A 22,165-nucleotide genomic window follows, 5' to 3' on the forward strand; every position below is an offset into this window, starting at 1 on the left:
AAAACCTTTAGGAGATTATTACATGACGAATTCTTTTAATGATATATCTGTCCCCTTGTTACCGACGGAGCGGGTGGATGATCTACTAACACATGATCTGCGCATTATTCAAAGTGATGAAGTATTTAGTTTTTCTATGGATGCTGTATTGCTTGCTCGTTTCGCCAGTGTTCCGCCACGTGGAAGAGTTCTAGATCTTTGTACGGGAAATGGTGTAATACCGATTTTAATGACTACCCGGACAAAAGCTTCTATAGAAGGTATTGAAATACAACCTCGTTTAGCTGATATGGCTCGTCGTAGCGTGGCTCTAAATGGCCTTCAGGATCAGGTTGTAATTCATGAAGGTGATTTGCGCGAGTTATATACTACCGCAGGACATGGTGTGTATGATGCAATAACGGTGAACCCTCCTTATATGCCGCTTAATGGCAGTGATCTGAAGCTGAACAACCATCAGGCTATGGCTCGCCATGAGATAGGTTGTACACTGGAGGAGGTCATTCAGGCTTGTGTGCGATTGGTTCGGACGGGCGGAAAGGTAAGTATGGTTCATAAACCACAACGGTTGGTTGATATTATCAGTCTTATGAGACAATATAGACTCGAGCCAAAGATTATTCGGTTTGTACATCCACGTGCCCATCTGGAGGCAAATATGGTATTAATCGAAGCCGCACGTGATGGAAAGCCTGAGGTTCGTTTACAACCACCGCTCATCGTATATAATGAGGACAATCAATACTGTCCAGAGATTATGGACATCTACTATGGTGCTAAAGAGGGTAAATCATGACGATATCATGCCAAAGCAGTTTTCAAAACAAGACTAATACCAGTACTCAGGAGACAACAGGGTCGCTTTTTCTGGTGGCTACACCTATCGGTAATCTGGAGGATATGACCTATCGTGCAGTCCGTACATTGCAGGAATGTGATATTATTGCCGCGGAAGATACGAGACAGACCCGAAAATTACTCAGCCACTTTGAGATTTCACCTTCGATGTTGTTTAGTTATCATGAGCATAATAAGGCCGCCAGTGGACCTGAGCTTGTACGCTATATAATAGAAGGAAAAAATTTGGCACTCGTCAGCGATGCCGGTTTACCAGCGATTTCTGACCCTGGAGCGGATCTTGTAGCCCTTGCAATAAGTCATGGAATTCCGGTGATTCCTATCCCTGGAGCTAACGCAGCGTTGTCAGCTTTGATCGCTTCTGGTCTATCTACGAATACGTTCACCTTTATCGGCTTTCTTCCCCGAGAGCGTAAGGACATCCGAGCAGTATTAAGTCCACTTCGTTCGGCTCAAGGCACTTTGTTGTTCTACGAATCTCCCCATCGCGTAGTTAAGACACTTGCTCATCTTCAAGAAGCATTCGGTAATCGCCAGATTGTGTTGGCACGTGAATTAACGAAAAGATATGAGGAGTTTCTACGCGGTTCGATTGAGGAATGTACACTATGGCTGGCTGAACATCCTCCGCTAGGCGAATATGTTATTGTCGTAGAAGGGGAGAGCAAGGAAGATGCAGAAATCGCAGAATCGGCGTGGTGGCGTCAGTTAAGCATTGAAGATCATGTAGCTCATTACGAAGCACAGGATGTACCACGGAAAGAGGCTATGAAAAAAGCGGCATCAGACCGGGGTGTAGCCAAACGGGATATTTATAATGCGTTGCTTGATAGAGCAGAAGAGTAAGTGTTATAGACGAATTCCTAGAATAACTAAGGATTTTCGGAGCCGTTTCGAGCTTGAATGATTTATCTGCGGGTTAAATGTATTTTGTACAGTTATTTTTGAATTTTTTTATGTATTTGTTCGTTTAGTTGTACTTCATACAGTTATAAAGGTGGAAAGGATTGATTTCACGGAGATATAGGAAATATAAGTGTACAAAATACAATTAATTCGTTTAATGGTAAAAAGCATTTAAAATAACTGTAAGAAATACAACTAAGTATTACTAGTTCCGTCTTGAAGCACATTGCCCTTAGGAAGGGGATAACCAGGAGGGCAAACCCAGACATAAAAAATACCTCCCGCGGTCACGGGAGGTCAAGGAGATATGAAAAGGTTAGAATTAACAATTTGATTAGTTCTATTATATACTATTTAATTTAGTTTGTCACAGGGGTAGGGATGGAAGATATGCATTCATGACAAACTATTTTTCCTTTAAAGTAAGTTACGTTCTCAGCGTTGCCACAGAAAATGCAGGCAGGCTCATACTTTTTAAGCATAATCCGTTCGCCATCAACGTAAATTTCCAGTGCGTCCTTTTCGCCAATGCCAAGTGTACGGCGTAATTCAATAGGAATAACAACCCGTCCAAGTTCGTCTACTTTTCTTACAATTCCTGTTGATTTCATCATAACAATCGTTACTCCTCTCAATGTTCCAAAAACGTCATTATTCGACATTGTTCACTGTTTTATGATACTTATAATACCAACGATTCCCAAATCAGTCAACCTTTTTTCATAGGCTGAATAAGAAAATTTCCATAAGAACTTTGAATGTCCCTATAAAAATTAAGAATTACCCTGAAAGCATTTTGTCGATTTACCAAGACCAAAAATGATACTTTTCGACAAAGTACGACATAATTACTTATTATATACTGATATTAGTTAAAATCATATTAAATTATTAGAAGGAGTTGATCTCATGAAGCAGCCGCTCACGGAAGAAAAAGTTTTCAAGGATCCCGTTCATAATTATATTCACGTACAGGATACGATTATTTGGCGACTAATTAATACAAAAGAATTTCAGCGTTTACGCCGGATTCGCCAGTTAGGTACCTCATATCTCACTTTTCATGGTGCAGAGCATAGTCGTTTTTCTCATTCTTTAGGAGTATATGAAATTACACGCAGAATCATTTCGCAATTTGAGCGCAGCGGGTATAAGGATTGGATTCCTGAAGAAAGTTTGCTTACTTTGTGTGCGGCTTTGCTGCATGATTTAGGGCATGGTCCATTTTCACATTCTATAGAAGAAGCTTTTGAAATGAACCATGAGGATTGGACCTGCCGAATTATTTTGGAGGACACGGAGATCACCGAAATATTGCGTGATGTGGAGGAAGATTTTCCTCGTAAAGTAGCCTCAGTTATCTCTAAGACATATGAGCATGAAATTGTTGTAAATTTGGTTTCTAGTCCGCTGGATGCTGATCGTATGGATTATTTGCTGCGTGATGCGTACTATACAGGTGTAAACTATGGAACCATCGATATTGATCGGATTTTGAGAATGCTTCGTCCTTATAATGGGCGGATTGTAGTAAAAGAATCAGGTATGCATGCCATTGAAGATTATTTAATGTCGCGTTATCAAATGTACTGGCAGGTATATTTTCATCCGGTGACGCGCAGCTCTGAAATTATTTTGCGTCAAATCTTCCGTAGAGCTAAAGAGTTGTTCCAAGAGGAGTACAAATTTCGCTTTATGATCGCTCCGCTGGAAGATCTCTTTCGAGGAGAAGTAACAGTGAAGCAATATTTAATGCTTGATGAGGCACTGGTACAGACTGCTTTTATGCAATGGACACTTGAAGAAGATGAGTTATTAAGCGACTTGTGTACCCGTTTTATTCATCGTAAACTGTATAAATATGTAGAGATTGAGAATTTGGATACAGATATGATTACGGAAATCCGCAGCAGTTTTGCGGGAGCGGGACTTAACCCAGAATATGACTTAGAGATTGATTATCCGACAGATTTGCCTTATGATGTGTTCCGTCCAGGAGCAGCCTTCGACAATAATCAAATTTTACTGCTTGATCGCAATGAGCAATTGCGGGAAATTTCAGAGGTATCGGATATTGTGCGCTCAATAAGCGGAATTCATCGTGGCAGATATCACCTATATTTCCCACAGGATAAGCTGAAAAAAGCCCTTACACGGTTGCCCTCTTCTGTAGCAGAGATTTTTGCAAAATAATACAAATATTTATGGAACTATTGATAAAAACAACAAGGAGTGAGCTTTAAAATGTATCTGTTCGACACACATACACATTTAGATGCGCCTCAATTCGACGAGGATCGCGAGGAAGTTATAGCTCGTGCAGTAGAGGCCGGAGTTAGCAAGATGATCAATATTGGATTTAATCGGGAAACGATCCCTTCAACGATGAAGCTGGCTGAATCTTATGATTATATTTATGCAGCGGTGGGCTGGCATCCACAGGATGCGATTGATATGAAAGAGGGGGACCTCGATTGGATCGCCTCTCTTTGCAGCCATGAGAAAGTGGTGGCCATCGGAGAGATTGGGTTGGATTATTATTGGGATACCTCTCCCAAGGATGTGCAGCAGGAGGTCTTCCGCAAACAAATTGGACTAGCCCGTGAACTAAAAATGCCAATCTGTATACATGACCGTGATGCCCATGAAGATGTCGTACGGATTTTACGGGAGGAAAAAGCAAATGAAATAGGTGGCGTAATGCATTCTTTCTCAGGCAGCTGGGAAACCGCAAAAATGTGTCTAGATCTAGGATTTCATTTGTCATTTGGAGGACCGATCACGTTCAAAAATGCCAGAGTGCCTAAAGAGGTGCTTGCACAGACGCCATTGGACAGATTATTGATCGAAACAGACGCTCCATATTTGACTCCACACCCCTTCCGAGGCAAGCGAAATGAGAGTGCTCATGTGAAGTTAGTAGCAGAGGCTGCGGCTGAAATTAAAGGGTTAACATGGGAAGAATTGGCTAAAATTACGTATGCGAACGCACTGGAACGATTTGGGATTGTCTGAAAACAGGAGTAAAACGGGTGAAAAATAGAGAATGGCCGATATATTAAACTTTTTTAATATAAAAACGGCTGATTATTACAATATTTTAACCATATATTTGCGTAAACGTGGTTGAATCGTCCTTTACAACATGCATCAAAACAGGATATCATCTTTTCAGTGATGTGAGCTGTTGTTATTGTGACAGCCATTGATTCATGGATCGTCTCGCTGAGTCTCCGTATGGAGAACGGGGGAACCAATATTGAACTGCCGCATGCCTGTATCTTGAATACGACTAGGAATTGCCGCAGAACAATATTTGATTTCTTCACGTGGTCTTTGGGGTGAATTTAAGGGCAACCGCCGTGAGCGGGTGACCTGAAATAGGGCGTCTCTCTTTCGTCCGAACCCGACAGCTAACCCCGTAAGCGCAAGTAAGAGAGGCAACCTCGTGCACAAACATTCCCGCGTATTCTGACATCGGAGAAGCCACGAAAGAGTCCTCAAGAGAACTCTTTTTAGGCTTCTTTATTTTTGAATAAACTGAATGTTGCCCGCATACTGTTATATAACAGGTGTAGGAGTAGCTGTGCCGAGCAGGCGATCCATGAGCAGGAGACGCTAAGTTAATACGTGCGTATCCTGTGACAATCTCAAATAGTTTCGTCAAAGAAATTCAGTCCTCATGATATACAAATTGACGACGAGGCTATGTAAGGAGGATGGAGAGAATGGGCTTATTCCAACCAGAGGTATCCCATGATTCGCAGTCATCCAGCAGGTCTTTCGCATTACGGTGGGAGCAAGTAAATACTCGCGTACTTTTACTTGCAGGTGTGATTTCAATCGCAATCGCGCTGTTAATTCTGCTGTACGTACACGGTCAAAGTAATAAACAATTAGTTTTAGTAATAGACGGGCAAACACAGACACTTGAAACGCGAGAAGCACTTCTTGGTGATGTGTTGGAGAAAGAGCAAATTTCGCTGCAGCCGCATGATGAATTATCTTTAGGTCTGAGTGATGAAATAAAAGACGGTGACCGTGTCGTTATCAATCGTGCGCAGAAATTTAGCCTTACTGCGGACGGAGCAACAAAAACGTTATATACGACCGAAGACACTATCGGTCAAGCGATTGACAAACTGGGTATCAACCTAGAAGGCTATGACAAGATTTTTCCTTCGTTAGACACCACCATCTCTGCTGACATGGAGATTAAGATCGTTCGTATCAACAAGCAAACGGTACAGCGAACAACTAACTTACCTTTCCGTGTTATTAAGACAGCAGATCCCTCCCTTACTGTGGGAACAGTTAGAGTGGCACAGGCAGGCAAACCAGGCGTCATGGTTCAGCATATTGAAAAGATCTATCAAGACGGAGAACTGGCCTCTATGCGCATGATCGGCAAGGAAGTACAAACGGTAACAAAAGATAAGATCATTGCCGTTGGTACTAAAGCACTTCCTAAGCCTACTGTAGTTGCTAAAGCTACAACAACTTCCAAATCAAGCACTACCTCCAAAACGACTAAAGTTAGCGCTAAGACTAAGAACGTCACAAGCAAGGCTGGCGTAGACTTTGAGTACAAGAAGATGATTAAGAACGTCTCCATGACAGCTTATTCGTCAGAAGAGCCAGGGATAGGTACTAAAACTGCCTCCGGAACACGCGTAACGGAAGGTCGTACAATTGCAGTAGATCCGAATGTAATTCCTATTGGCTGGTGGGTTTATATCGATGGGCTTGGATTCCGCCGTGCAGAGGATACTGGCGGTGCCATTAAAGGCAATAAAGTGGATGTCTATTATGATTCCCTGAGCCATGCTCGTAATTTCGGCCGTAAATCACGTACCGTTTATGTGATTGGACCTGTGAAACCAGAGCTTAACTAGAACTGAAGCTTTTGCAAAAAATCCTTTGATAAGCTATAGTGATGATAACCGTTAAGGAACGCTGGATGATCATTTCGTTGATCGCAGAGCAACCGCTCATCACTTATACATTCTTTAACCAAAAGAAGAGGAGCGAATCCTCTTCTTTTTGCTTTTTTTGGAAGGAGTCAAGAAATATGATTAAGGAATTAATCGTCGTTGAAGGCAAAAGCGATACCGTAGCCATTAAGCGTGCTGTAGAAGCGGATACCATTGAGACAGGCGGATCTGCTATAAACCGGACTGTAATTGCTAAGATCGCGCTTGCTATGGAACGTAGAGGGGTTATTATTCTTACGGACCCGGACCATGCTGGGGAGCGAATTCGTAAAATCGTTTCAGCGAAGGTGCCGGGCTGCAAGCATGCTTTTATTCCAGAGAAGGACGCAACTCGAAAAGGGGATATCGGTGTAGAGAATGCATCGCCAGAGGCGATTCGTCATGCGCTGCGTAATGTACATACCTCTTTTGAAGGAGCACCTGCTTTGATTGGTATTGATGATCTTATGGCCGCTGGAATGCTTGTACACCCTCGGGCTGCTGAAAGACGTATGGCGCTTGGTAATTTGCTTGGAATCGGATATTGTAACGGCAAACAGCTGTACAAGCGGCTGGCGATGTTTGGGATTACGCGGGAGGAATTTGCCGGGGCTCTCGCCCAAATTGATCAGGGAGGCATTACTTCATGAGTGGTAGAGAGGAAATTTCGACTCCAAAACGGACCAAAGAGATTATTCAACGTTATGGATTCAAGTTCAAGAAAAGCCTGGGACAGAATTTTTTGATTGATCAAAATATTTTGGACAAGATTGTAGACGCTGCTGGACTAGATAGCGATTCTGGGGCGCTGGAGATCGGGCCGGGAATTGGAGCGCTGACGGAGCGTCTGGCACTAACAGCGGGTGCTGTAACTGCCGTAGAGATTGACCGTAGACTGATTCCAATATTAAAAGACGTACTTTCCCCCTATCCCCATGTTAAGGTTCGTAACGATGATGTCCTCAATGTGAACTTGCAGGAAATGTTCAAGGAAGATTTCACCACTGTGAACAAGGTCAGTGTGGTTGCTAACCTGCCTTATTATGTGACTACTCCGATTCTGATGAAGCTGCTCGAAGAGAAGCTTCCCCTTGATAACATCGTTGTAATGATTCAGAAGGAGGTTGCGGAGCGTATGGCTGCATCTCCAGGTGGAAAGGAATACGGAAGTCTTAGCATTGCCGTGCAGTACTACAGCGAGCCTGAGCTCGTCTGTATCGTGCCACGTACGGTATTCATCCCTCAACCTAATGTGGAGTCTGCTGTTATCCGTCTGAAGGTTAGAGAGCATCCTCCGGTAAAGGTGGAGAGTGAGAAGCATTTCTTTGAAGTGGTTCACGCTTCTTTCACACAGCGCCGCAAGACGATTGCTAACAATCTGAAGGCTCGTTACTTCCCTGAACAAGGACGTGAGCAGCTGGAGGCTTTACTCGCAGAAGCGGGTATTGAACCGACCCGTCGCGGAGAAACACTCAGTCTTGAAGAATACGCCCGCTTAAGCGGTGTTTTGCTAGCCGCTGGAATTGAATAAGCAATAAGAAACGGTTGTTGTCTTAAGGACGACAACCGTTTTTCGTAGAAATATAAGGATGTTATTGTGGTGGAGCATTATACATTCTTATATTTTAAAAATATGGCGAGTTATGAACCAACTGAGGCCTTTGCCCATACGATGGGGTAGAGGTGGTGGTTGTAATGAATTTAGGAGACTTGGTCGTTCGCAAATCTTATGGCGGTGATTTAACATTTCGTGTAGATAATATTGTGCAGGATAGAGCCGTCATTAAAGGCACAGATTTCCGCCTGTTGGCGGATTCTCCTCTGGATGACCTGGTTCAAGTGCCTCCTACCCGAATAACGGAACGGGGACAGCAAGCACAGATCAAAGCGAAAGAATCACTGACACAGCTGCGGAAGGACCGTCAGGAGCAAAGTCAGCGGAGCGGGGGAACCCTAACAGAGGGGACATGGGCTCCACCGTCCAAGGAAGCTCCTTATTTTGAAGTGCCAGGTAAAGTACTACATCTGGATGGCGATCCGGCATATTTGAATAAGAGCCTTAGCTTATACGAGCAGCTGCGGATTCCCGCTGAAGGGCATCATGTTCATGAATCTGCAATGGCTGATACGTTATACCGGCTGTTACCCCGTGTACGCCCAGACATTGTAGTGATCACTGGTCATGATGGGGTACTGAAGCAACAGCATACTTACGATCTGTATAGTCTGAATAGCTATAAAAATTCGCAAAACTTTATAGCTGCTATTAGGGTAGCTAGGGAGTATGAGCGGAATTTTGATGCGTTGACTATTGTTGCCGGTGCTTGCCAATCTCATTTCGAGGCCTTACTTGGAGCTGGAGCTAATTTTGCCAGTTCACCTGGTCGAATTTTGATCCATGCTCTGGATCCCGTGTATGTAGCAGCAAAATCATCCTTTACTTCCATCAGGGATACTGTAAATCTTAGCGATGTTCTGAATAATACCATCAGCGGCAATCAGGGTATTGGTGGTGTTGAGACCCGTGGCAGCTTCCGCATCGGAATGCCGCGACTGCAGAATCTGTCGGCGCTAAAAGTGACACCATCAGCCATTTAAGCGGCAGAGATAGGTCTATGGTGTCAGGAATATAGGTAATTTGAATGGGCTGAATAGAATATCCGAAAGAAAGGGTGAGCGCTGAGCTTAACCCTTTCTTTTTTTCTTTATAATGCCTATATTACAGATAACAAGGATATTAGTCCGGCGCTGATTTCTCGCAAAAAAATTCCGTTGACAACGAAATATGCATCAACTATAATTAATTATTTATTTGCTTTGACATTGTCCTGAAAAAGTTGTATAATGGACAAGAAAAGAGGTGGTCGTCAGGTAATGGCTAATAACGCGCTGTTGGAAATCAAACGCAGTCTTGAAGCTCACGTCGGTCATAAGATCACATTGCGTGCAAACGGAGGTCGTCGTAAAACCGTTGAACGCACAGGTGTCCTGGAAGAAACGTACCCTTCTGTATTTATTGTCAAACTGGATCAGGAGCAGCAAACTTTTAAGCGAGTCTCCTATAGCTATGCCGATATACTTACTGAATCTGTGGAAATCACAGTTTGTGAAGACGATGGGCAGATGCGGATTATGTATATTAAAGCTTAATGTTTCACGAACAGTCTCCCTTGGAGGCTGTTTTTTGTTTGCGTTTTTTGGGACAAATATTTGGTGCATGATCCGTGTGCTAAGCAAGCATACTAATTGGGCAACGGGTTAATCATTTATTTTCATAAGGGAGGAATTCCGTAATGAGCCGCAGAAAACGAGGCATGATGTCGGAGGAACTGAAGACAGAGTTAGCCAAGGAGCTGGGTTTTTATGAAACCGTGGAACGTGAGGGCTGGGGTGGAATTACAACTCAAGACGCTGGCAACATGGTGAAAAAAGCGATACAGCTTGCTGAACAGGCTGCGCGGAAATCTTAAATTTTAGGCTATAAAGTGAATATTACTGAAAAAGGGTGCGTCTAAATGGCGACACCCTTTTATTATTGGACTTCATTAGAAGTTTCTCATATAATATGTTAAGTTGTTTTTACGGGAAAAGCTGAAGGTGGGTGAACGCCTTGAAAATGTATGAAAAGGCACCAGCTAAAATTAATTTGATGCTGGATGTGCTGCACAAACGTGCTGACGGTTTTCATGAGGTGGAAATGATTATGACCATGGTAGATTTAGCAGACCGCTTAGAGCTGTCTGAGCTGCCAAGGGATACTATTATAATATCAAGTCAGGCTGGTTATATTCCCCTGGATGAGAAAAATTTAGCTTTCCAGGCGGCAAGGCTTATTAAAGACCGTTATAACGTGAAGAGTGGGGTACATATCCATCTGGATAAAAGAATTCCGGTTGCGGCTGGCCTGGCTGGCGGCAGCAGTGATGCCGCAGCTACGCTACGCGGTCTAAACCGTCTGTGGCGTCTGGGTATTCCTGCGCAGGAGCTACAGGAGCTTGGCGCTGAGCTGGGTTCTGATGTACCTTTCTGCGTCACAGGCGGCACAGCCTTGGCTACAGGACGAGGCGAAAAGCTGACACCAATCAATAACCCGCCACAATGCTGGGTTGTGTTGGCGAAACCACCGATCAATGTATCGACTGCAGAAGTGTATGGACGCGTTCGGAGCAATAATATAGCGGTTCATCCTTCTGCTCGAAAGATGCAGCAAGCGATAGAAGCTGGAGACTTTGGGGGCGTGTGCAACCATCTGGGCAACGTGCTTGAAGATGTTACCCTAAAGCTGCATCCAGAGGTTCAGCAGCTTAAGGAAGCGATGATAAAGCTTGGAGCAGATGGCGTACTGATGTCAGGCAGCGGACCTACCGTATTCGGGTTAGTGTCCAAGCAGTCTAAAGTAGCAAGGATTTACAACGGACTGCGAGGGTTCTGCAAGGAAGTCTACGCAGTGAGATCACTGAATTAGTCTGCTTCTCTTGTGTAAACCCGTACAAAAGTGATATATTTTTCTAAAATATTCGGTTTTGGCGAGGAGCATTCCGTGAAGAAATTAAAAAGAAGCCAACGTTTGGTAGACATGACTCAGTTTTTACTTGAGCGGCCGCATGAACTACTGCCGCTGTCTATATTTGCCGATCGCTATGGAGCGGCTAAGTCCTCCATTAGTGAAGATTTGGCAATCATAAAAGAAGTATTTGAAGGTGAAGGCATCGGAGAGCTGCAGACTTTAGCTGGTGCAGCGGGTGGAGTACGTTATATCCCGGTTATGCCTAAAGATATGGCGCTTACCTTTGTGCAGCGCTTATGTGTGCAGCTAGAGCAGACTGACCGGATATTGCCTGGCGGTTATTTGTATATGTCGGATCTACTTGGGTTGCCGTCTTTGATGGAACAGGCGGGTAAGATCATCGCAACGGCCTTTTACGGATCGGAAATCGATGTGGTGATGACCGTTGAAACGAAAGGCATTCCACTAGCCTATGCAACAGCAGCACAGCTAGGCTTGCCGGTAGTGCTTGTGCGACGTGACCATCAGGTTACAGAGGGATCAGCAGTAAGTATTAACTACGTATCAGGATCTCATAAAAGCATACACACAATGTCTCTCTCCAGACGTGCACTCAAGGAGAAATCGCGAGTACTTATCGTAGATGACTTCATGAAGGCGGGAGGGACTGTACGTGGTATGGTCGATCTGCTCGGTGAATTTAATGCCGAGGTTGCTGGGGTAGGCGTTTTAGTGGAATCAGGCGCTGTAGAGACGGAAGAGCGTCTGTTGCACGATTACGTGTCCTTGGTAAAACTAAGTGAAGTAGACTCGAAAGAGCGGAGAATTTCGGCGCATCCGGGCAACTACTTTTCCTCTTGATTAGCCATTCTCTTACATTTTCAAAAAGCGTGGAAATTGTCGAAAACGTAAGGAATATTAAGAAAACTACTCGATGTATGTCGAAAACAACATATCCCAAAAAATATATTTCTTTTTTAGGTATTTTATGGAATCAAAAAGAAGGAATTCGCTTTGCTGTGTGGAATTATACACCAAGTCTCTGATGGAAAAAGGTGGTGAACACACACATGCAAATTACGGATGTCAGACTCCGCCGCGTTAACTCTGAGGGGAGAATGAAAGCAATCGCATCCATTACCATCGATAACGAGTTTGTTGTTCATGACATTCGCGTCATCGATGGCAATAATGGGATGTTTGTTGCAATGCCCAGCAAGCGTACACCGGACGGCGAATTCCGCGATATCGCGCACCCGATCTCTTCGGGAACACGCGAGAAGATTCAATCCGCGGTTCTGGCCGAGTACGATCGCGCCGCTACGGAAGAAGAAGAAGTTATTGAAGAGGGAGCTTAGGCTTCCTCGGAAGACGGCTACCTTTTGGGTGGCGTAGGATCCGCCGTTTTTGATAAGATCACACCGACATACACTTCATGAATTAGCAGCCTGATCTTGCAAGAAAAGCTATTGCTGGTGAAGGATTTGACGACATCTTCGAAAGGCAGCGATAAATGCTTTTCTAACTTGGGGTTTATAGAAAAGAGAACCATGACTTCATGGTTCTCTTTTCTTTTTGCCCGGAATGAGATATATTCAGTAGTGAGTTCAAGAGTAGGAGGTTGGCATTCTTGAAAAGAATGGCTGTAGTACTTGCCGCAGGTCAAGGCAAGCGAATGAAATCTAAATTATATAAGGTGCTGCACCCCGTTTGCGGTAAGCCGATGGTAGGGCACGTGCTTGATACAGTAAAAGCGACCGGATGCCAGCGCACCGTTGTTGTTGTTGGGCATGGCGCAGAGAAAGTTAAGGCCTATGTAGGTGAAGGAGCGGAATACGTTCTGCAGGAAACTCAGCTCGGCACTGGCCATGCTGTCAAACAAGCAAAGGATTTACTTGCTGGCGAAGAAGGAACAACTATAGTTATTTGTGGAGACACACCACTCGTAACCACGGAGACCCTGGAAGGACTCATGGCGCTTCATGAACAGCGTAATGCGGCTGCAACCGTATTGACAGCTGTTATGGAAAAGCCTACAGGCTACGGAAGAATTATTCGTGGTGAAGATGGCGGCGTTCTGAAGATTGTAGAGCAGAAGGATTGCACTACTGAAGAAGATGCCGTTCAAGAAATCAATACAGGCACTTATTGTTTTGATAATGCTAAATTATTTGCTGCACTCGAGAAGGTAACGAACAGTAATAACCAGCAGGAGTATTATTTGACTGATGTGATTGGGATTCTTCGTTCACAAGGGGATACCGTACTAGGATATCAGACCCATGACGCAGCTGAGTCTATCGGCGTTAATGATCGTTTAGCTTTGTCCGAAGCGGAAGCCTTTATGCGTCAACGTATTAATCGTAAACACATGCTGGGCGGTGTGACCATCATTGATCCAGCCTCCACTTATATCGGAGCAGATGTAGTTATCGGATCAGATACTACGCTTTATCCAGGAACCATCCTGAAAGGGAAGACTGTAATCGGGGACAATTGTGTGATCGGACCGGCTAGTGAAATCGAAGACTGTCAGATTATGGATGATGCAACGATTAAGCAGTCCGTATTGAATCAAGCTCAAGTCGGCGCACGGACAACCGTTGGGCCTTTTGCCTATTTGCGTCCAGGCTCTGTGCTTGGAGAAGAAGTTAAGGTTGGAGATTTCGTCGAGATCAAGAATGCTACTATTGGTGACGGTTCAAAAGTGTCACATCTTAGTTATGTCGGCGACGCATCTGTAGGTAAGAATGTAAACGTCGGGTGCGGTGCGATTACCGTTAACTACGACGGGTATAATAAATTCAAGACAACAATCGCAGACGATGCCTTTATTGGCAGTAATGTTAACCTTATTGCTCCAGTTACTGTGGGCAAAGGGGCTTTTGTTGTAGCAGGTTCGACAATTACACGTTCCGTTTCCGAGAACGATCTGGCTGTAGCTAGAGTAAGACAAGAGAACAAACCGGGATATGCAGAGAAGATCCGTTCCCGTGCAAAAGCGAAGAAAGACCACTCGAGTCCATCGTAAAGCGTTGCTAAGAAGCGCCGGACGGACTTATATTTCCGCGCCGGCGCCTTTGGAAAGCTAAATTCCGTCACGGAGGGTTTATATTTTATGACTTATTGTGATTCCAAGTTAAAGATTTTCACCTGTAACTCCAATCCTAAGCTAGCTAGTCAAATTGCTGATTACATCGGGATTCCGATGGGTGAATCACACACCACAAGTTTCAGCGATGGAGAAATTCAGGTAAAGCTGTCAGAAAGCGTTCGGGGATGCCATGTTTATATTGTTCAATCCACTTGTGGCCCTGTAAATGATAACCTGATGGAGCTTTTGGTTATGGTAGATGCGCTTAAACGTGCCTCCGCAAAAAGCATCAACGTGGTTATCCCTTACTACGGATATGCCCGTCAAGATCGTAAAGCCCGTTCCCGTGACCCCATTACCGCTAAGCTGGTAGCGAATCTAATTGAAAAGGCTGGCGCTCACCGTGTAATCACGATGGATCTTCATGCCATGCAGATTCAAGGATTCTTCGATATTCCAGTGGATCACTTGCTTGGTGTACCGATTCTGGCTCAGTATTTCCGTTCCAAGCAAATCGAGAACCCAGTTGTCGTATCGCCGGACCATGGCGGTGTAGTACGTGCAAGAAAGCTTGCTGATTTCCTGAACGCTCCACTGGCTATTATAGACAAGCGTCGTCCAGAACCTAACGTCAGCGAAGTTATGAACATCATCGGTAATATCGAAGGCAAAACAGCCATCCTGATCGATGATATCATCGATACCGCTGGAACGATCGTACTTGGTGCTAATGCTTTGATGGAAGGCGGCGTGAAGGAAGTATACGCATGCTGTACACACCCAGTATTGTCTGGTCCTGCACACGAGCGTCTGGAGAATTCTCCAATCAAAGAAATTATCGTGACGGATACCATTCCAATTCGCAGCGCGAATCCAACCTCTAAGCTCAAGGTGTTGTCCGTGGCTCCACTTATGGGTGAGGCAATTATCCGCGTTCATGAAGAGTTGTCGATTAGTAAATTGTTCGAGATTGAATAAATATAACGAATGAATAGTACAAAAGGGTTACACCTCCGTTCTCGGAGATGTAACCCTTATCGGCGTGCTACAGGTAGAACTACTGGATTTAATATCCGGGACGGGAGACAAAGGTGAATAAACTGCGGTTATATAGTGTCCCTTGTAGCTCCACGAAAGCTTCGTCTACCGCTGTTAATACACCGATATCAATATGCACGTCGCCCTTGTATATTTCCACGGGCACAGCATATTGGATGTGGTACTGAAAATGGCGTTGATGTGTCAATAATTCGCCTTTGTGCGGCATGGGTTATCACCTGTCTTCGGAGTATAATTTCGCTCTGGTTGCACAGAGATATGTAGATTAGATCTATTGTACCAAAAACGGACTCCTCTTGCCGGAGAGCCCGAACGGAAAGGAAAGGTTCGATAATGAAATGGATTGTCGGATTGGGAAATCCCGGAACACAGTACGCGAAAACAAGGCATAATGTTGGCTTTATGGCTTTGGATGAGCTTGCTGCCCAGAACGGAATTGCCTTCAACCAGAGCAAATGTAAATCCGTCATCGGTGAAGGGGTCATTGGTGGCGTCAAAACCGTATTGATTAAGCCCATGACCTTTATGAACTTATCCGGTGAGGCCGTTCGCGCTTATATGGATTATTACAAAGTTCAACTTGAAGATATGATCGTCGTTTATGATGATTTGGATACAGAAATCGGAAAAGTCCGCTTGCGTTATCAAGGAAGCGCTGGTGGACATAATGGAATTAAATCCATCATACAGCATGTAGGAACACAGAATTTCAATCGGGTACGAATGGGTATTTCTCGTCCTGAGCCAGGTTTTGCTATTGTCGATTATGTTCTTTCTACTTTTCCTAAGAAGGAAAGCGATCCGCTTAAGCAAATGATCCTTAATACTTGTGATGCACTGGAATACAGCTTACAGCATTCATTCGAGCAGACAATGGCTAAGTTCAATGGTTAATCTGTAAACCCTGTTGTTTTTAAGGCTAAAGATGAAGCTGCCCGGACATACTGAAGGTATATAGTACCTTCAGGAGGCATATAGATGGCAATAAACTATGTTTGTAGGCACTGTAAGACATCTCTAGGCAGTATTAATAGAAGTGATGTTACAGAAATGCAGTTGGGCCTTCATTCCTTGACCCCTGCGGAGCGCAGAGATATAATAGCGTATAATTCAGAAGGTGAAATCACGGTAAAGGTTACTTGCGACTATTGCAAGGAGGCTTTAGAGAACAATCCGGAGCTTAGCCTGCTGACAAGTCCGCTTCAGTAAGGTGGAAGCGCCTGTCTCTATCGTCATCCGCAAGCCTTGGCGTTACAGCTGAGGCTTCTTTTCGATTCCAATCATAATAGGTGACGGTGGCTATGCCACCGTTAGCCTGTTTAGTAAGAGAGGTGCGCCTGTTGTTACAAGGTCTTATAGAAGCTTTTTCCAAGGATCCCGATTTCCAGTCTATCACCCATGGTGTTGCTGCAGGTATGAAAGAGCAGCTCATTTCGGGGCTTACAGGTTCTGCTAGACAGATTATGCTTGCAGCATTACATGAAGAGACAACTCGTCCCTTACTTGTAGTGACTCATAATATGTTTTCGGCCCAGAAGATGGCCGATGATTTGCAGGAAGCGCTTTCCCCTGACCGGGTTCTGCTCTATCCCGCCAATGAACTAGTGGCTGCAGAAGCGGCTGTATCAAGCCCAGAGACACTGGCTCAGCGTATAGATGTGCTGACCAAATGCGCTCAGGGCTTCCGTGGTATTGTTGTAGTTCCTTACTCAGGAGTGCGTAGATTGCTGCCAGCCCCAGAGGTTATGGCAGAGGCACAAGTCACCGTTTCCCAAGATGGAACGCTTGCTCTGGATGAATTTTTGATGTCCATGATTGAAATGGGCTATGAAAGAGTAGAGCGGGTTGAAAATCGTGGTGAACTGAGCGTACGGGGTGGAATAATTGATTTTTATCCAATGACATCTCCTTTTGCTTATCGGGTTGAGTTATTTGACGATGAGGTTGATTCCATAAGAACTTTTGATCCAGTGGATCAGCGTTCTATTGATAAGGTACGTAGTGTGAAGATTACACCGGCTAAAGAGATTATAGCTAGTAGATTGCGCCAGGAATCTGCTTCTGCTGAAGCCTCAGCTATGATGGAGCGACAGTTGGAGAAGATGGCGGATCGCCAGGCGAAGCTTAGGCTGCGGGAAGAAATTGGCCGTGAGCTGGAAATGCTGCGGGAAGGTACTTATTTCCCGGAGATCTATAAATATATCAGTCTTTTATATCCTGAACGCTCTCATTTATTTGATTACATGGCCCAGGATACCATTCTTATTCTAGATGAGCCGACAAGACTGCTCGAAACGGCGAGACAGCTTGAACGGGATGAATCGGAATGGAATCTGCATTTGCTGCAAAATGGCAAATCATTGCCGGATCTAGATCTCTCTGTCGATACGGATGTTGTTATGTATCAGCGCCCGTTCCAAAGCCTGTTTATGTCAATCTTTTTACGTCAGGTTCCGCATATTCAGCCTCAGAACATTCTTGGGTTTATCAGTCGTGGAATGCAGGATTTCCATGGCCAGATGAATGTGCTGAAATCGGAGATGGAGCGTTGGCAGAAGTCCGGTGTTAAGGTAATGATGCTTGCGAGCAGTGAGGAACGGATTGAACGAGTGCGCAGAGTTCTTTATGATTACGGCATTAACGAGCCGATGATTGTACAAGGAAATCTGGGTTCTGGTTTTGAGCTGCCCTCTATTCATCTAGCTGTTATAACTGAGGGAGAAATGTTCTCTCAGAAGCAGCGGAAGGCACGGAAGATCTCCAAAGGAATAGATAACGCAGAACGGATCAAGAGTTACACAGAGCTGAAAATCGGTGATTATGTCGTCCATCAGAACCATGGTATCGGAAAATATATGGGAATCGGCACGCTTGAGGTCAGCGGTATTCACCGTGATTACATGCATATTCTGTATGCTGGCGGCGATAAGCTCTCAGTTCCGATTGAGCAGATTGACCTGATTCAGAAATATGTCGGTTCCGAAGATAAAGAGCCGAAAGTATATAAGCTAGGCGGCAATGAATGGACACGAGTGACCAATAAGGTTCGTTCCTCCGTTCAGAATATTGCTGATGATTTGATAAAGCTATATGCTGAGCGCCAAAGTGCCGCAGGATATGGTTTTGAAAAGGATACACAGGAACAGCATGAATTTGAAGAAATGTTCCCTTACGAGGAGACCCGAGATCAGCTTCGGGCTATCGAAGAGATTAAGAAGGATATGGAACAAAACCGGCCAATGGACCGATTGCTTTGCGGTGATGTTGGGTATGGTAAGACTGAAGTGGCTATTCGGGCGGCTTTTAAATCAGCGATTGAAGGTAAACAGGTGGCGGTGCTAGTCCCGACAACGATTTTGGCTCAGCAGCATTATGAGACCTTCCGGGAACGTTTCGCTAATTACCCGCTTAATATTCAGGTCTTAAGTCGTTTCCGCAGCCGTAAAGAGCAGAACGAGACGATTAAAGGCGTTAGGGCAGGAACTGTCGATGTAGTTATCGGTACACATCGTCTGTTATCTCAGGACCTTGTATTCAAGGATCTGGGGTTATTAATTGTGGATGAAGAACAGCGTTTCGGCGTGACTCATAAAGAAAAGCTGAAAAAACTGAAAACGAATGTAGACGTTCTTACGCTGACTGCAACTCCAATTCCTCGTACGCTACATATGTCGATGCTCGGAGTGCGGGATTTGTCTGTCATTGAGACCCCGCCAGAGAACAGATTCCCTGTGCAAACGTATGTAGTGGAGCATAGCCAGACCCTTACGCGGGAAGCTGTAGAGCGGGAATTAGCTCGTGGTGGTCAAGTCTATTATCTCTATAATCGTGTGCAGGGCATTCAAGAAATGGCTGCTCAAATCTCTATGCTTGTTCCTGAGGCTAGAGTTGGCATCGGACATGGTCAAATGTCGGAATCTGAGCTGGAGAAGACCATTCTCGATTTCCTTGACGGAGAATACGATGTGCTCGTCAGCACAAGTATTATTGAGACGGGCGTAGATATTCCGAACGTTAATACACTTATTGTGCATGATGCGGATAAAATGGGCTTGTCTCAGCTCTATCAGCTGCGTGGACGTGTAGGCCGGTCCAATCGGATCGCTTACGCTTATTTCACGTATCAACGGGACAAGGTTCTGACAGAGGTTGCAGAGAAACGTCTGCAGTCTATTAAGGAATTTACGGAGCTGGGCTCTGGTTTCAAAATAGCGATGCGAGATCTGTCTATTCGCGGTGCAGGTAACTTGCTGGGTGCAGAGCAGCATGGCTTTATCGCATCCGTGGGGTTTGATCTGTACTCACAAATGCTGGCGGAGGAAATTCGTAAGCGTAAGGTTACTGTGCTTGGGGAGGAAGATACATCCCTGAAAGAAGGCAATACAGTCATTGATTTGTCGATTGACGCGTATCTGCCGTCAGAGTATATTTACGACAGTATCCAAAAAATTGAAATTTATAAAAAAGTGGCGGCAGTAACCTCCTTCGATGATGCTTCCGAGCTTGAAGATGAGCTCTTGGATCGGTTCGGTGAGTTACCTGAAGCCGTGGTGAATCTACTATCGGTCGCTCGTTTGAAAGTGTATGGAAAAATGTATGGCATTGATTCCATGATTAGACGCGGAGATGATGTTACCTTGAATTTCTATGAGGGAAGTCTCGGCGCTTTAGACACAGCGAAACTCGCCAAAGTTGGAAATAGCTTCGAAAGACGTGTACAATTTGATAGGGATGCGAAAGCCAGTATCCGGGTCAAATCGAAAGATTTAAGTGATAAACAGCTGCTTGACTTGCTTGAACAGTTTCTTAAGGAAGCTAAACAGTCTTTTAAATCGAAGGGAGAACTACACAATGTCGTTAAATAAAACAAAATCATGGAAAGTGCTGCTCGTTTCATTGGCAGCGGCAGTTTCCTTTTCTATGCTAGCAGCATGTGGAAATAGTGCGGATGATAATCAAGCTGTGGCCACTTATAAAGGTGGAACGATTACACAAAAGGAATTTGCAATGGATCAGAAAATCATGAAATTTCTCTCTCCACAACAAGCGCAATATTTAGAGATCGATGCGTTTAAGGAGTCCATTCTGAAGCAAGAAGTGGGCTTTGAATATTTGGCTTCCCAAGCAACGGATGAAGCGAAAAAGCAAGCGGAGAAAGAAGCCGATACTCAAATCGCAAGCATTAAGGAACAGTTGGGCGATACCTATAAGAAGACATTGAAAGATGCTGACGTTACAGAGAAAGATATTCGTACTTATATGGAGCGTGTGCTGACAGTTTATCAGGATATGCTGCTTAAAGTGACTGATGATGAAGTTGTCAAAGAATTCGAAGCGACTAAAGGCGACTTTACGGTTGCCACACTGCGTCATGTGCTAATTGGTCTGACAGATGCAGACAACAAAGAGCGTACCAGCGAAGAAGCGCTTAAAATAGCGAAAGAAGTTAAGGCGAAGCTGGATGGCGGTGCTGATTTCGCAGCCATCGCTAAGGAATATTCTGACGATACTGGCTCTAAAGAGGCAGGCGGAGAATATAAAGATAAAGCTGTAGGCACTTATGTGGAGGAGTTTAAGAAGGCTGCTCAGACCTTGCCTCTAAATACCATCAGTGATCCTGTAGAAACTTCTTACGGTTACCACATCATCAAGGTGGAGTCCCGTACAGACAAGACTTTTGACCAGTTAACGGATGAGCAAAAAGAAGGCATTAAGAGCTCAATTGTATCCAAGAACCTAGAAACGTTCATGGAAAAGGATCTGGAAGCCATTATTGAGAACATCAATCTGCCAAAAAGCTCTGCTGCCGCAGATGAAACCGGAACAAATAGTGGAACAGAAGCCACTACAGCTCCAAGCGCATCCCCAAGTGCTTCTCCAAGTGCTACAGATGCCGCTGAATAAACATCGGTAAATATGGACAAGCTTACCTTAGAAAAGCCATCTTCACTTAAAGTGAAGATGGCTTTTTATTTCGCAGAAAGGGTTGTAGAACTACCTTTATCTTGATGCAGATATTAATACATGTCAGCTTATGTATAAGGATCTGGGAAGAGATGAATACTATGGTCAGATATTACGATAAATCACTGGGATTATCCTTTCCCATAATGGACAGTAGTAAGACCATACTTCTTAAGAAAGCGGGGCACATGTGAAATGAAAGCTACTGGAATTGTTCGCCGTATTGATGACCTCGGACGCGTGGTTATTCCCAAAGAAATTAGACGTACTCTTCGTATTAGAGAAGGAGACCCACTGGAAATATTCGTCGATCGGGACGGTGAAGTCATTCTCAAGAAATATTCTCCGATTGGTGAGTTGGGTGACTTTGCAAAAGAGTACGCGGAGTCATTGTTCGAAGGTACTGGACACATTACGATGATTGCTGATCGTGACACCTTCATTGCCCTTGCAGGCGGCTCCAAAAAAGATTATTTGGAGAAACAGGTAGGAGTGCTGCTGGAGAAAGTCATGGACAGCCGTAAGACTGTGTTAGAAACCAATGAAGGCAGTTATGAAATTGCTAAAGATCATCCGGATTTGGTGTCCTCATATGTAGCCTCACCGATCATTTCCGGTGGAGATCCTATTGGTTGTGTAGTGATGGTGAGCAAGGATGATTCGGCGAAGATGGCGCAAATGGAAATAAAAATGGCCGAAACGGCTGCCGCTTTCCTGGGCAAACAAATGGAGCAGTAATCTTAATTTAGACCCCGCTTTCCTTTTGGTAAGATATACAAAGGGCAAACGGGGTTTTGTCGTTTA

General features: G+C 44.5%; 22 protein-coding genes and 1 riboswitch. Of the genes, 20 read left to right on the forward strand and 2 right to left on the reverse strand.

Annotation, left to right across the window (positions count from 1 at the left end; translation table 11 throughout):
- Positions 1–22: 22 nt before the first annotated feature.
- Positions 23–796, forward strand: a complete 774-nt coding sequence (locus NSQ55_RS00165) for a tRNA1(Val) (adenine(37)-N6)-methyltransferase (RefSeq protein WP_036678833.1) — start codon at positions 23–25, stop codon at positions 794–796.
- Entirely contained in the window at positions 793–1,704 is a 912-nt protein-coding gene (rsmI, locus tag NSQ55_RS00170; protein ID WP_036678832.1) for a 16S rRNA (cytidine(1402)-2'-O)-methyltransferase, read from the forward strand. Before NSQ55_RS00165 ends, rsmI begins: the two co-directional genes overlap by 4 nt.
- 419 nt (positions 1,705–2,123) lie before the next feature.
- Here rsmI and NSQ55_RS00175 read toward each other — a convergent pair whose 3' ends face one another.
- On the reverse strand, positions 2,124–2,378 hold the full coding sequence (locus NSQ55_RS00175; protein ID WP_036678829.1) for an AbrB/MazE/SpoVT family DNA-binding domain-containing protein: 255 nt from the start codon (positions 2,376–2,378) through the stop codon (positions 2,124–2,126).
- A 295-nt stretch (positions 2,379–2,673) separates the two neighbouring features.
- Here NSQ55_RS00175 and NSQ55_RS00180 point away from each other — a divergent pair, with 295 nt between their 5' ends.
- The 13 genes from NSQ55_RS00180 (at position 2,674) to NSQ55_RS00240 (ending at position 15,316) form a co-directional block, all read left to right on the forward strand.
- Positions 2,674–3,957 carry an HD domain-containing protein gene (locus NSQ55_RS00180; RefSeq protein ID WP_076218451.1) on the forward strand — a complete coding sequence of 428 codons (1,284 nt, stop codon included), beginning with the start codon at positions 2,674–2,676 and terminating at the stop codon, positions 3,955–3,957.
- 51 nt (positions 3,958–4,008) lie between these two features.
- Positions 4,009–4,779, forward strand: a complete 771-nt coding sequence (locus NSQ55_RS00185) for a TatD family hydrolase (RefSeq protein ID WP_036678823.1) — start codon at positions 4,009–4,011, stop codon at positions 4,777–4,779.
- Between the two features lie 198 nt (positions 4,780–4,977).
- Positions 4,978–5,207: riboswitch (cyclic di-AMP (ydaO/yuaA leader) on the forward strand.
- Between the two features lie 285 nt (positions 5,208–5,492).
- The gene (locus NSQ55_RS00190) at positions 5,493–6,659 is read left to right on the forward strand and encodes a 3D domain-containing protein (RefSeq protein ID WP_076105834.1); all 1,167 of its coding nucleotides are present in this window, start codon (positions 5,493–5,495) and stop codon (positions 6,657–6,659) included.
- Positions 6,660–6,835: 176 nt separating this feature from the next.
- Positions 6,836–7,387 carry a ribonuclease M5 gene (gene rnmV, locus NSQ55_RS00195; RefSeq protein WP_076194955.1) on the forward strand — a complete coding sequence of 184 codons (552 nt, stop codon included), beginning with the start codon at positions 6,836–6,838 and terminating at the stop codon, positions 7,385–7,387.
- A complete protein-coding gene (gene rsmA / locus NSQ55_RS00200) occupies positions 7,384–8,268 on the forward strand; it encodes a 16S rRNA (adenine(1518)-N(6)/adenine(1519)-N(6))-dimethyltransferase RsmA (protein WP_036678815.1) in 885 nt (294 codons plus the stop codon). The genes rnmV and rsmA overlap by 4 nt, the downstream gene beginning before the upstream one ends.
- Before the next feature lie 164 nt (positions 8,269–8,432).
- Positions 8,433–9,335, forward strand: a complete 903-nt coding sequence (yabG, locus tag NSQ55_RS00205) for a sporulation peptidase YabG (RefSeq protein ID WP_036678813.1) — start codon at positions 8,433–8,435, stop codon at positions 9,333–9,335.
- A gap of 276 nt (positions 9,336–9,611) precedes the next feature.
- A complete protein-coding gene (locus NSQ55_RS00210) occupies positions 9,612–9,887 on the forward strand; it encodes a Veg family protein (RefSeq protein ID WP_019914493.1) in 276 nt (91 codons plus the stop codon).
- A gap of 143 nt (positions 9,888–10,030) precedes the next feature.
- Positions 10,031–10,207 carry a small, acid-soluble spore protein, alpha/beta type gene (locus NSQ55_RS00215; protein ID WP_036678812.1) on the forward strand — a complete coding sequence of 59 codons (177 nt, stop codon included), beginning with the start codon at positions 10,031–10,033 and terminating at the stop codon, positions 10,205–10,207.
- A gap of 140 nt (positions 10,208–10,347) precedes the next feature.
- A complete protein-coding gene (gene ispE, locus NSQ55_RS00220) occupies positions 10,348–11,202 on the forward strand; it encodes a 4-(cytidine 5'-diphospho)-2-C-methyl-D-erythritol kinase (RefSeq protein WP_076138497.1) in 855 nt (284 codons plus the stop codon).
- 75 nt (positions 11,203–11,277) lie between these two features.
- The gene (purR, locus tag NSQ55_RS00225) at positions 11,278–12,105 is read left to right on the forward strand and encodes a pur operon repressor (RefSeq protein ID WP_036678807.1); all 828 of its coding nucleotides are present in this window, start codon (positions 11,278–11,280) and stop codon (positions 12,103–12,105) included.
- A gap of 209 nt (positions 12,106–12,314) precedes the next feature.
- Positions 12,315–12,602, forward strand: coding sequence for a septation regulator SpoVG (gene spoVG / locus NSQ55_RS00230; RefSeq protein ID WP_020425826.1), 288 nt, complete (start codon positions 12,315–12,317; stop codon positions 12,600–12,602).
- 272 nt (positions 12,603–12,874) lie between these two features.
- Entirely contained in the window at positions 12,875–14,275 is a 1,401-nt protein-coding gene (gene glmU, locus NSQ55_RS00235; RefSeq protein WP_076138495.1) for a bifunctional UDP-N-acetylglucosamine diphosphorylase/glucosamine-1-phosphate N-acetyltransferase GlmU, read from the forward strand.
- A gap of 87 nt (positions 14,276–14,362) precedes the next feature.
- The gene (locus NSQ55_RS00240) at positions 14,363–15,316 is read left to right on the forward strand and encodes a ribose-phosphate diphosphokinase (protein WP_036678796.1); all 954 of its coding nucleotides are present in this window, start codon (positions 14,363–14,365) and stop codon (positions 15,314–15,316) included.
- A gap of 88 nt (positions 15,317–15,404) precedes the next feature.
- Here NSQ55_RS00240 and NSQ55_RS00245 read toward each other — a convergent pair whose 3' ends face one another.
- Positions 15,405–15,605 carry a hypothetical protein gene (locus NSQ55_RS00245; protein WP_036678792.1) on the reverse strand — a complete coding sequence of 67 codons (201 nt, stop codon included), beginning with the start codon at positions 15,603–15,605 and terminating at the stop codon, positions 15,405–15,407.
- Between the two features lie 125 nt (positions 15,606–15,730).
- Between NSQ55_RS00245 and pth the strand changes: the two genes are divergently transcribed.
- The 5 genes from pth to spoVT all read left to right on the forward strand — a co-directional run bounded on the left by pth (position 15,731) and on the right by spoVT (position 22,099).
- Complete coding sequence (gene pth, locus NSQ55_RS00250; RefSeq protein ID WP_076130069.1) at positions 15,731–16,291, forward strand: aminoacyl-tRNA hydrolase; 561 nt, start codon at positions 15,731–15,733, stop codon at positions 16,289–16,291.
- 84 nt (positions 16,292–16,375) lie between these two features.
- The gene (locus NSQ55_RS00255; RefSeq protein ID WP_036678789.1) at positions 16,376–16,606 is read left to right on the forward strand and encodes an anti-sigma-F factor Fin family protein; all 231 of its coding nucleotides are present in this window, start codon (positions 16,376–16,378) and stop codon (positions 16,604–16,606) included.
- Positions 16,607–16,737: 131 nt separating this feature from the next.
- On the forward strand, positions 16,738–20,262 hold the full coding sequence (gene mfd / locus NSQ55_RS00260; RefSeq protein WP_076186834.1) for a transcription-repair coupling factor: 3,525 nt from the start codon (positions 16,738–16,740) through the stop codon (positions 20,260–20,262).
- Positions 20,249–21,301 carry a peptidylprolyl isomerase gene (locus NSQ55_RS00265; RefSeq protein WP_076282728.1) on the forward strand — a complete coding sequence of 351 codons (1,053 nt, stop codon included), beginning with the start codon at positions 20,249–20,251 and terminating at the stop codon, positions 21,299–21,301. The genes mfd and NSQ55_RS00265 overlap by 14 nt, the downstream gene beginning before the upstream one ends.
- A 255-nt stretch (positions 21,302–21,556) precedes the next feature.
- A complete protein-coding gene (spoVT, locus tag NSQ55_RS00270; RefSeq protein WP_036678783.1) occupies positions 21,557–22,099 on the forward strand; it encodes a stage V sporulation protein T in 543 nt (180 codons plus the stop codon).
- Positions 22,100–22,165 lie beyond the last annotated feature (66 nt).

Source organism: Paenibacillus sp. FSL H7-0943, assembly GCF_037963265.1.
Taxonomy (GTDB): domain Bacteria; phylum Bacillota; class Bacilli; order Paenibacillales; family Paenibacillaceae; genus Paenibacillus_AQ; species Paenibacillus_AQ odorifer.

Bases quoted from the DNA above. Each gene is read 5' to 3' on its own strand.
- NSQ55_RS00255 (WP_036678789.1), top strand. From the start codon at position 16,376: ATGGCAATAAACTATGTTTGTAGGCACTGTAAGACATCTCTAGGCAGT.
- NSQ55_RS00265 (WP_076282728.1), top strand. From the start codon at position 20,249: ATGTCGTTAAATAAAACAAAATCATGGAAAGTGCTGCTCGTTTCATTG.
- rsmA (WP_036678815.1), top strand. From the start codon at position 7,384: ATGAGTGGTAGAGAGGAAATTTCGACTCCAAAACGGACCAAAGAGATT.
- NSQ55_RS00210 (WP_019914493.1), top strand. From the start codon at position 9,612: ATGGCTAATAACGCGCTGTTGGAAATCAAACGCAGTCTTGAAGCTCAC.
- rsmI (WP_036678832.1), top strand. From the start codon at position 793: ATGACGATATCATGCCAAAGCAGTTTTCAAAACAAGACTAATACCAGT.
- NSQ55_RS00190 (WP_076105834.1), top strand. From the start codon at position 5,493: ATGGGCTTATTCCAACCAGAGGTATCCCATGATTCGCAGTCATCCAGC.
- rnmV (WP_076194955.1), top strand. From the start codon at position 6,836: ATGATTAAGGAATTAATCGTCGTTGAAGGCAAAAGCGATACCGTAGCC.
- NSQ55_RS00185 (WP_036678823.1), top strand. From the start codon at position 4,009: ATGTATCTGTTCGACACACATACACATTTAGATGCGCCTCAATTCGAC.
- NSQ55_RS00165 (WP_036678833.1), top strand. From the start codon at position 23: ATGACGAATTCTTTTAATGATATATCTGTCCCCTTGTTACCGACGGAG.
- NSQ55_RS00215 (WP_036678812.1), top strand. From the start codon at position 10,031: ATGAGCCGCAGAAAACGAGGCATGATGTCGGAGGAACTGAAGACAGAG.
- yabG (WP_036678813.1), top strand. From the start codon at position 8,433: ATGAATTTAGGAGACTTGGTCGTTCGCAAATCTTATGGCGGTGATTTA.
- NSQ55_RS00175 (WP_036678829.1), bottom strand. From the start codon at position 2,378: ATGATGAAATCAACAGGAATTGTAAGAAAAGTAGACGAACTTGGACGG.
- NSQ55_RS00245 (WP_036678792.1), bottom strand. From the start codon at position 15,605: ATGCCGCACAAAGGCGAATTATTGACACATCAACGCCATTTTCAGTAC.
- NSQ55_RS00180 (WP_076218451.1), top strand. From the start codon at position 2,674: ATGAAGCAGCCGCTCACGGAAGAAAAAGTTTTCAAGGATCCCGTTCAT.
- pth (WP_076130069.1), top strand. From the start codon at position 15,731: ATGAAATGGATTGTCGGATTGGGAAATCCCGGAACACAGTACGCGAAA.
- spoVT (WP_036678783.1), top strand. From the start codon at position 21,557: ATGAAAGCTACTGGAATTGTTCGCCGTATTGATGACCTCGGACGCGTG.
- spoVG (WP_020425826.1), top strand. From the start codon at position 12,315: ATGCAAATTACGGATGTCAGACTCCGCCGCGTTAACTCTGAGGGGAGA.
- NSQ55_RS00240 (WP_036678796.1), top strand. From the start codon at position 14,363: ATGACTTATTGTGATTCCAAGTTAAAGATTTTCACCTGTAACTCCAAT.